This is a genomic window from Lysobacter enzymogenes (assembly GCF_017168095.1).
Lineage (GTDB): Bacteria > Pseudomonadota > Gammaproteobacteria > Xanthomonadales > Xanthomonadaceae > Lysobacter > Lysobacter enzymogenes_D.
Genome location: NZ_LXSD01000380.1, coordinates 10,595 through 19,736 on the forward strand (window position 1 = coordinate 10,595; position 9,142 = coordinate 19,736).

The window sequence follows — 9,142 nt, forward strand, 5'->3', positions numbered from 1 at the left end:
AGGCGTGGAACCCGATTCCCGCGCGTGTGTCCCAATGCTTGTCCACAGCCTGTGTGGATAGCGCAACCAGTCGCCGGCGCGGCGACTGCGAGAAAAGCGCGGAAAAGCAAGCCCGCACGCTCGCGATGCGGCGCCGACATCGATTCGCGCGCTCGAAACCGCGCCTGGACAAAAAATCGCCAATCTCTCCAAAGCCGCGCCGCACAAGGCGTGGAACCCGATTCCCGCGCGTGTGTCCCAATGCTTGTCCACAGCCTGTGTGGATAGCGAACAAGGTCGTCGGCGCGGCGACTGCGAGAAACGCGCGGAAAAAGCAAGCCCGCGCGTTCGCGATGCGGCGCCGACATCGATTCGCGCGCTCGAGCCATGGCTGGACAAAAAATAGCCAATCTCTTCGAGGCCTTGCCGCATAAGGCGTGGAACCCGATGTCCGCGCGTGTGTCCCAATGCTTGTCCACAGGCGGTGTGGATAGCGAACGAGGCCGTCGGCGCGGCGACCGCGAGAAAAGCGCGAAAAAAGCAAGCCCGCACGTGCGCGATGCAGCGCCGGCCGCGGTACGAACGCTTCAAGCCCTGCCTGGACAAAAAATAGCCAATCTCTCCAAAGCCGCGCCGCATAAGGCGTGGAACCCGATTCCCGCGCGTGTGTCCCAATGCTTGTCCACAGCCTGTGTGGATAGCGGCGAGACCCGCCGCGCCCGCGCCGCCGCCGTCGGCGCCTGACCGCAGGCCGCAAGCGCGGCCGGGCACGGCGCAAGTGCGGGCCTGGCCGCCGCCCTGGTGCGCCGCAACACGCCGCCTGCGGCGATCCCGGCCCGCCCGCTGCGCCCGCAGACGCCTGGACAAGAACACGCCAATCCCGTCGAAGCCGCGCCGTACAAGGCGTGAAACCCGATTCCCGCACGGGTGTACGCATGCTTGTCCACAGGCGCTGTGGACCGGGCCGCGCGGATGCCGATGGCGCCGGCAAAGTCAAGGAAATTCACTGGTCAATTTCTCGCCAAACCTCTTGCAATGCTTATGCCGCAAGGCTTCGCGCGCGCAATCGAAAAACTGTCCGCAGGCTTGTCCACAGGGGATGTGGACAACTGCAACGGGCGGGTCAAGAAATGTCCAAATTGGCCCGGCGCCGGGGCCCTGGGCGGGGCGCCGCGGCAGCGTCGAAGCCTTGCCGCAGCTCGCTTGCGCAGCGGCGACGGCCGCGGCCCGGCTTTCGCGCGCCGCGCGCCTGTGCGAGGCTGCGCGTCGCTATCGCCGCGCGGTTCAGCCGCTCCCGCATGACCGCCTCCCACGACCCGCGCCCGCTCGCCATCGCCCTGATGGGCCCGACCGCCTCGGGCAAGACCGCGCTCGCGCTGGACTGGGCGCAGCGCCTGGACGCGGAGATCGTCAGCGTCGACTCGGCCCTGGTCTACCGCGGCCTGGACATCGGCGCGGCCAAGCCCAGCGCGGCCGAGCAGGCGAGGGTGCCGCACCATCTGATCGACGTGCGCGAGCCGTGGCAGGCCTATTCGGCCGCCGAGTTCGCCGCCGACGCCCGCGTGGCGATGCAGCAGATCGCCGCGCGCGGGCGCATCGCGATCCTGGCCGGCGGCACCGGCCTGTACTTCCACGCCCTGCTGCGCGGCCTGTCGGACATGCCCGAGGCCGATCCGGCGGTGCGCGCCGCGCTCAGCGAAGAGGCCGGCCGGCGCGGCTGGGCCGCGCTGCACGCCGAGCTCGCCGCGCTCGACCCCGAGGCGGCCGCGCGCATCCACGCCACCGACGCCCAGCGCATCCAGCGTGCGCTCGAGGTCTGGCGCCTGTCCGGGCGCACCATCAGCGACTGGCGCCGCGCCTCGGCCGGGCGGCCGCGGCTGCCGTTCCGGGTGCTCAAGCTGGTGCTGGCGCCGGCCGACCGGGCGGTGCTGCACGCGCGGATCGAGCGCCGCTTCGAGCAGATGCTGGCCGACGGCTTCCTCGACGAAGTCCGCGCCCTGCGCGCGCTGCCGGGCCTGGCGACGCATCCTGCGCCGCTGGAGCTGCCGGCGATCCGCGCGGTCGGCTACCGCCAGGCCTGGGAGCATCTGGACGGCGCGTACGGCGCCGCCGAACTGCGCGACCGCGGCGTCTACGCCACCCGCCAGCTGGCCAAGCGCCAGCTGACCTGGCTGCGCGGCGAACTTGACGCGCGCTGGTTCGATCCTTTGCGCGACGCGGCCGAACTCGGGCACGCCTTGAGGCTGTTCGCCGCCGGGCGCCTGCGCACGTACCCGCAGAGCGCCTAGCGCGGCCTACAATCGAGCGCACAAACCCGGAACCGGGTCGCAATGTTTGCTTGCACTTGCGTTAACATCGGGCAGTCGCCCTGTGGGGACAACAGCCGGCGATACGGAAGCGTCCGTCACCGGGCTCCGGGGCCAACCGCCCGGTTCCCGCCGGCGAGGCGCGCCGTCCTAATAACTAGAACATGCTGGGGAATTAGAAGATGTCTAAGGGGCAATCCCTGCAGGATCCTTTCCTGAATGCGCTGCGTCGCGAACGTGTGCCGGTCTCGGTCTACCTGGTCAACGGCATCAAGCTGCAAGGCACGATCGAATCTTTCGACCAATTCGTGGTGCTGTTGCGCAACACCGTCAGCCAGATGGTCTACAAGCACGCCATCTCCACCGTGGTTCCCGCGCGCAACGTCCGCGTCGGCCCGGGCGGCGGCTACGTCCAGTCCGCCGACGGCAGCGACGGCGGCGACGAGAACGAATAAGCGTCCGATCCGGTCGGGAGAATTGAGAAACCGGCGCGGCGCCTCCATCTGCCAGGGTTCGACCCCGGGTTCGGCCCGCCAGTTCTCTTCCCATCGATGTTCGAGCGTTCCAAGAAGGGCGAACACGCCCTGTTGATCCAGCCTCACTCCGGCGGCGCGCCGGAGGAGGACCTGCTGGAAGAGTTCGCCGACCTGGCGCGCTCGGCCGGCGCGTCCGTGGCCGCGGTGCTGACCGCGCGCATCGACCGGCCCAATGCGGCCACCCTGATCGGCAGCGGCAAGCTCGACGAGGTCAAGGCCGCGGCCGAGGCCAGCGGCGCCGACCTGATCCTGGTCAACCATCCGCTCAGCCCGGGCCAGGAGCGCAACCTCGAGCGCTTCCTCGAGCGCCGCGTGGTCGACCGCACCGGCCTGATCCTGGACATCTTTTCCCAGCGCGCGCGCAGCGCCGAGGGCAAGCTGCAGGTCGAACTGGCCCAGCTCAAGCACATGTCGACCCGGCTGGTGCGCGGCTGGACCCACCTGGAGCGCCAGCGCGGCGGCTCCATCGGTTTGCGCGGCCCCGGCGAAACCCAGCTGGAAACCGACCGCCGCCTGCTGCAGAAGCGCCTGGAGCAATTGCAGAAGCGCCTCGACAAGGTCGAGGTGCAGCGCAACCAGATGCGCCGCGCGCGCCTGCGCAGCGAACTGCCGCGGGTGGCGCTGGTGGGCTACACCAACGCCGGCAAATCCACCTTGTTCAACGCGCTGACCGGCGCCGACGCCTACGCCGCCGACCAGTTGTTCGCCACGCTCGATCCGACCGTGCGCAAGATCAGCCTCGCGCCCGGCTCGGAGCCGGGGCGCGGCAGCGACGCGGGCGGCGGCGTGGTCCTGGCCGATACGGTCGGCTTCGTCAGGGATCTGCCGCACGATCTGGTCGCCGCGTTCCGCTCGACCCTGTCGGAAGCGCGCGAGGCCGACCTGCTGCTGCACGTGATCGACGCCGCCGACCCGAACCGCGACGAGCGCATCGCCCAGGTCGATGCGGTGCTGGCCGAAATCGGCGCCGGCGATCTGCCGCAGCTGCTGGTGTTCAACAAGATCGACCGCCTCGACGGCATCGCCGCGCGGGTCGACCGGCCCGGCGAGGAGCGCCACCGGGTCTGGCTGTCGGCGCGCAGCGGCGAAGGCCTGGACCTGTTGCGCGAAGCCTTGGGCGAGGCGCTGCAGTTGCACCGCGTTCAGGGCGCAGTGCGGATCGCGCCGCAGGACGCGCGCCTGCGCGCGCGCCTGCACGAACTCGGCGCGGTGCGCGCCGAGCAGGCCGACGAGCACGGTTGGCGGGTCGAAGTGGACCTGGCCGTGGCCGACGCCCAGCGCCTGTTCGCCCAGGCCCACGGCGAGCCGTTGCGGCCCTTGCTTGAGACGGTGGAGACCCCCACCTAGAATCGACAGGTTCGCGCGCATCGCACTGCGCGCGCGAGCCGCCGCGGCCGTCCCGACGTCCGCGGACCGGCGCCGGCCCGCCGCGGCCGGTGTTCGGTCGGAACAGGCCTGCCGAGCGGCAGGACGCTCCGCCCGGCGTCCACTTTTTTAGGAGCAGGCATGGCCTGGAACACCCCCGGTAGTGACAATTCCGGCGACAACCGACCGTCGCGGCAACGCAAACCTCCCGGCCGCGGCCTGGATTCCCTGCTCGATACCCTGCGCGGCCTGTTCGGCAACGGCGGCGGCGGGATCCTGCGCTGGGTCGGCCTGCTGGTCGCGCTGTGGCTGGTATTCAACTGCTTCGTGTTGGTGACCGAGCAGGAGCGCGGCGTGGTCCTGCGCTTCGGCACCTCCTCGCGCGTGCTCCAGCCCGGCCCGCACTTCAAGCTGCCGTGGCCGGTCGAGAGCGTGAAGAAGGTCAACGCCACCCAGAGCAAGGCCTACAGCGAAAACGTTCCGGTCCTGACCCGCGACGGCAACATGGTCAACGTCGAGATCAACGTCCAGTACCGGATCGAATCGCCGACGCAGTACCTGTTCGGCTCGCGCGAGCCGGAGGAAGTGCTCAAGCAGGCCGCGCAGAGCGCGGTGCGCGAGCAGATCGGCCGCTCCGACCTGGACACCGTGCTCGGCTCGCGCAGCGTGCTGACCACCCAGGTGCGCCAGCGCCTGCAGGCCTCGCTGAAGGACTACGAGACCGGCCTGACCGTGACCGAACTCAACCTGCCCAACGCGCGTCCGCCGGACGAGGTGAAGGACGCCTTCGACGAAGCCCAGCGCGCCAACGCCGACAAGTCCACCGCGATCAACGAGGCCCAGGCCTACGCCAAGAAGATCGTGCCGGAAGCGCGCGGCGACGCCCAGCGCATCCGCACCACCGCCGAGGGCTACAAGACGTCGACCGTGGCCCGCGCGCAAGGCGACGCGGCGCGCTTCAGCCTGCTGGTCGAGCAGTACAAGGGCGCGCCCGAGACCACCCGCAAGCGGCTGTGGCTGGACGCGGTGCAGGAAGTGCTGAGCCAGAACCGCAAGATCGTCGGCGGCGACTCCAGGCAGATCCTGTACGTGCCGATGGGCGAGCGCAGCGGCGGGCCGATGACGCCGGGCCCGGTCAGCGTGCCGTTGAACCAGCCCGAACTGTTGCCTTCGGTGACCGCGACCGAATCCGCGTCCGGTCCGACCGTGCCCTATGTCGGCCGCCCCACGCGCCCGAAGACCCGCGATGAGGTGAGCCGATGAGAGTTCCTGCCCTGATCGCAGCGGGCGTGGCCCTGCTGCTGGCCCTGCTGGGCTCGGTGTTCGTGGTCAACGAAGGCCACAGCGCGATCGTGTTCCGCCTCGGCACCGTGGTGCGCAAGGATGTCGGCCCGGGCCTGCGCTTCAAATGGCCGCTGATCGAAACCGCGCGCACCTTCGACCGCCGCCTCAAGGTGCTGCCGGCCGAGCCGGAGCGTTACCTCACCGCCGACAAGCTCGACGTCAGCGTCGACTTCTTCGCGCTCGGCCGGATCGAGGACATGCGCCGTTTCTTCCAGGCCACCGGCGGCAACGAGGACGTCGCGGCCGAGCGCCTGGCGCCGATCATCCGCGATTCGCTGCGCAACGAGATCAACTCGCTGAAGCTGCTCGACGTGGTCAAGGGCGACCGCGAGGCGGTGATCGGCAAGCAGCTGGAAGCGATCAACCGCGGCGCGTCGACGCTGGGCGTGAAGATCATCGACATCCGGATCAAGCGCATCGATCTGCCGCAGGACAGCAACGTGCTGCAGTCGGTCTACAACCAGATGCGCTCGCAGCGCCTGCAGGTGGCCAGCCAGTTGCGCGCGGAAGGCTTCGAGCAGTCGCAGGCGGTGCGCGCGACGGCCGACCGCGACAAGACCGTGATCCTGGCCGAGGCCGAGCGCGACGCGCAGCGCCTGCGCGGCGAAGGCGATGCCGAGGCCGCGCGCCTGTACGGCGAGGCGGCGGCGAAGGATCCCTCGTTCTTCGCGTTCCAGCGCAGCCTGGATTCCTACCGCAAGGCCTTCGCCGACGGCCAGAGCGTGATCGTGCTCGACCGCGACGATCCGTACCTGCAATACCTCAAGTCCGACCGCTGAGGCCGGCCGATGGCCGGCGAGCTGTGGCGGGCCGTGTGCCTGGTAGCGGTGCTGGAGGGGCTGGTGCTGTTCGTGTCCCCGCACGGCTGGAAGCGCGCCGCCGAGCGACTGCGTTCCTTGCCCGACCCGCACCTGCGCGCGGTCGGCGCGATCGTGGTGACGATGGCGCTGACCGCGCTGTGGTGCCTGCGCGTCGGCTGAGCGGCGACGCACCGATGCGCGCCGGCGACGATAGGGTTGCGGCATCGCTGCGGAAATCCGTTCGCGGTGGAAGGAATCCATCCAGTACCGTCAGCTCGATGAAAGCCGGGATCCTCCCGGTGCCGTCATTCCGGCGACTGCCCCCCCCCCCCCGCCGTCATTCCGGCGAAAGCCGGAATCCATTTTGACTTTGCGCTCTAGCGGGTTGGCTCAAGCCAGGCAGAAGCAAGATCAAAATGGATTCCGGCTTTCGCCGGAATGACGGCGGGGGGGGCAGTCGCCGGAATGACGGCGAGAGCAGTCGCCGGAATGATGGCGGGGGGTAGTCGCCGGAATGACGGCGAGGGGCGGTGCAGGTCGCTGCCCGATATGCGTCCGACCGCCGTTGACGCCCGTCGACCGCCGCTCCACCGCGTCCCAACCTCGCTCACCCAATCTCCCGCCGCTTGACCGGCTTCAAGCGCGCGCAGCGATGCCCATCACCCAAATGCGGACATGTCCGCGCGCGCTGCGAATCCTTCCCGCGGCGTCCGGATTCGTTCCCGCTTTCGCCCTGTTCCGCGCGCCGCGCGCCGTCTAGAACCGACGGCGGCCGGCGCCTGCGCGGAGCCGTCCGGCGGGGAGCGCCGGATCCGCAGCGCGCCGCGCCCTTTCCGTCGAGGCCGCCGCCGCGCCGCATCCGCTGCCGCGGGGCGCGCGCCGTCCGCGACGCCGCCAACGCCCCATCGCGCTAATGGAGTCAGCGTCATGAAGCAGATCCCGTCGTTGCGGCGCAGCGCTCTCGCGCTCGCGTTGCTCTCGCTCAGCGGTTCGGCCCTGGCCGCCACCTGTCCGGCGTACAACCCGTCGAACAAGGCCAACAAGCTGTACCTGGTGTTCCCGACCGCCAACATCGCCTATCCCTCGTTCGGCTTCACCGCGGGCTCGGTCACCAACCCGGCCGCGCCGTTCTCGGCCGCCGACCTGCCCAGCTACACCGGCACCACCGCCGCGCTGCGCGCCGCGGTCAAGCACGTGGTCGAACTGGACTACTGCGAGTTCAACGTGCAGGTGCTCGACACCACGACCCTGCCGCCGGCCACGTTCGCGCGCCGCAACACGGTCGCGGTGACGACCAAGTCGGACATCGCCGACGGCCTGTTCGGCCTGGCCCAGGCGGTCGATACCGGCGATGCGACCGCGGTCGATTTCTCCTACGTATGGGGCAAGACCTATCAGGATTGGACCGGCGGCCCCGGCGGCGCGCTCAACGGCGCCAACTCCACTCTCGACCGCTGGGCCAACTCGATCGGCGGCACCGCCGCGCACGAAGCTGGCCACAACTACGGCCTGGCCCACAACATCACGCTCAATCCCGGCGAGGACACCTTCAAGCACCACGTCATGCCCGCCGGCGGCAGCCTCACCGCCGAGGACCGCGCCGGTTACCGCCGCCATTTCAGCGATACCGAATTCTCGATCCTCGCCGCCAACGTCGGCCTGTCGCTGCAGACCATGTGGAACTGGGATCTGGTCAATCCCAACGCCAATCCCGCGCACAGCCTGGAGCTGCGCGTGCTGCATCCGTCCAGCACCGCGCCGTCGATCGACTGGGCCTACGCCGGCTGCAACAGCCCGTGGATCAACCCGACCGTGATCGGCCCGATCGGCCCGGCCGAAACCTTCCAGGGCGGCACCTACTATCCCTACACGGTGAAGTGGAGCACGCCGAATCCGGCCTGGGGCACCGGCAGTTGCACCGGCTTGCCGGGCGCGCCGGGGCAGGCGCCGGGCGGCATTCTGTTCCACATCGGCGCGTCCTTCATGGGCGTGAACTTCAACCTGTCCACGCCCAACCCGATCGTCATCAAGGACATCACCCTGCGCGATTCGTCGAACACGGCGATGGCGCTGAACCCGCGCCTGCACGCGTTCGACGCGGGCACGCTCGACACCGTCGGCAATCTCAACCTCGGCGTGTTCAACGTCGCCCAGGTGCCGCTGCGCCTGCAGAACCTGCAAGTGCGCGAACTGCCGCGGGTGCTGGCGCTGGACCAGATGGTCGCCGACGGGCGCATGGCCGATTTCGCCGGCCAGGAGTTCAGCCCCTGGGCCAAGACCGAGCGCACCTTGGTGCAGGAGCGCAGCAGCCGCCCGGGCGAGGCGATCTCGCTGCCGGTGGCGAACGTGTCGCAGCCGCGCCACGTCTACCAGGTGATCACCGCCGACGACTGCAAGCAGGGCGACAGCCTGCTCAGCGGCCGCGACGTGGGCGACTGCAAGCCGGGTACCGCGATCGACCTGTTCCCGTCGACCACGATGTACTTCACCGCCAACAGCATCGACGACAACGCCACCTACTGGGATCCGGCCCGGCGCGAATACGTGCGCGGCCCGCTGGCGTCGCGCACCTACTACCAGGTGACCGGACGGCGCCTGGACCGCAACAAGAACGGCGTCGACGACTACATCGACGCGCGCCAGGGCAAGTGAGCCGCCGCGCCGCCGGAGCATGCGCTCCGGCGGCTGCGGCGCGCAGCGCAACGCTATCGCTTCAAGGGCGCGCCGCGCGTCGGACCGCGGCGCCGCTGCGGGCCCGGCGCAAGGCCGGGCCCGCGTTTTGTCGTCGGCCGAGGCGCAAGGCCGTGCACGG

General features: G+C 69.9%; 7 protein-coding genes. All 7 read left to right on the plus strand.

Annotated features, from left to right (window positions below; translation table 11 throughout):
• Positions 1–1,277 precede the first annotated feature (1,277 nt).
• The 7 genes from miaA (at position 1,278) to A7A76_RS15510 (ending at position 8,982) form a co-directional block, all read left to right on the plus strand.
• On the plus strand, positions 1,278–2,267 hold the full coding sequence (gene miaA, locus A7A76_RS15480; protein ID WP_206412021.1) for a tRNA (adenosine(37)-N6)-dimethylallyltransferase MiaA: 990 nt from the start codon (positions 1,278–1,280) through the stop codon (positions 2,265–2,267).
• 200 nt (positions 2,268–2,467) lie between these two features.
• A complete protein-coding gene (gene hfq, locus A7A76_RS15485; RefSeq protein WP_096379284.1) occupies positions 2,468–2,740 on the plus strand; it encodes an RNA chaperone Hfq in 273 nt (90 codons plus the stop codon).
• A 96-nt stretch (positions 2,741–2,836) separates the two neighbouring features.
• Positions 2,837–4,168 carry a ribosome rescue GTPase HflX gene (gene hflX / locus A7A76_RS15490; protein WP_206412022.1) on the plus strand — a complete coding sequence of 444 codons (1,332 nt, stop codon included), beginning with the start codon at positions 2,837–2,839 and terminating at the stop codon, positions 4,166–4,168.
• Positions 4,169–4,327: 159 nt separating this feature from the next.
• Positions 4,328–5,449, plus strand: coding sequence for an FtsH protease activity modulator HflK (hflK, locus tag A7A76_RS15495; RefSeq protein WP_206412023.1), 1,122 nt, complete (start codon positions 4,328–4,330; stop codon positions 5,447–5,449).
• Positions 5,446–6,309 (plus strand): protease modulator HflC, encoded by an 864-nt coding sequence (hflC, locus tag A7A76_RS15500; protein WP_206412024.1) that lies wholly within the window; start codon positions 5,446–5,448, stop codon positions 6,307–6,309. Before hflK ends, hflC begins: the two co-directional genes overlap by 4 nt.
• 9 nt (positions 6,310–6,318) lie before the next feature.
• Positions 6,319–6,510: a DUF2065 domain-containing protein gene (locus A7A76_RS15505; protein ID WP_206412025.1), complete on the plus strand. Its 192-nt coding sequence runs from the start codon at positions 6,319–6,321 to the stop codon at positions 6,508–6,510.
• Between the two features lie 747 nt (positions 6,511–7,257).
• Positions 7,258–8,982 (plus strand): hypothetical protein, encoded by a 1,725-nt coding sequence (locus tag A7A76_RS15510; RefSeq protein ID WP_206412026.1) that lies wholly within the window; start codon positions 7,258–7,260, stop codon positions 8,980–8,982.
• Positions 8,983–9,142 lie beyond the last annotated feature (160 nt).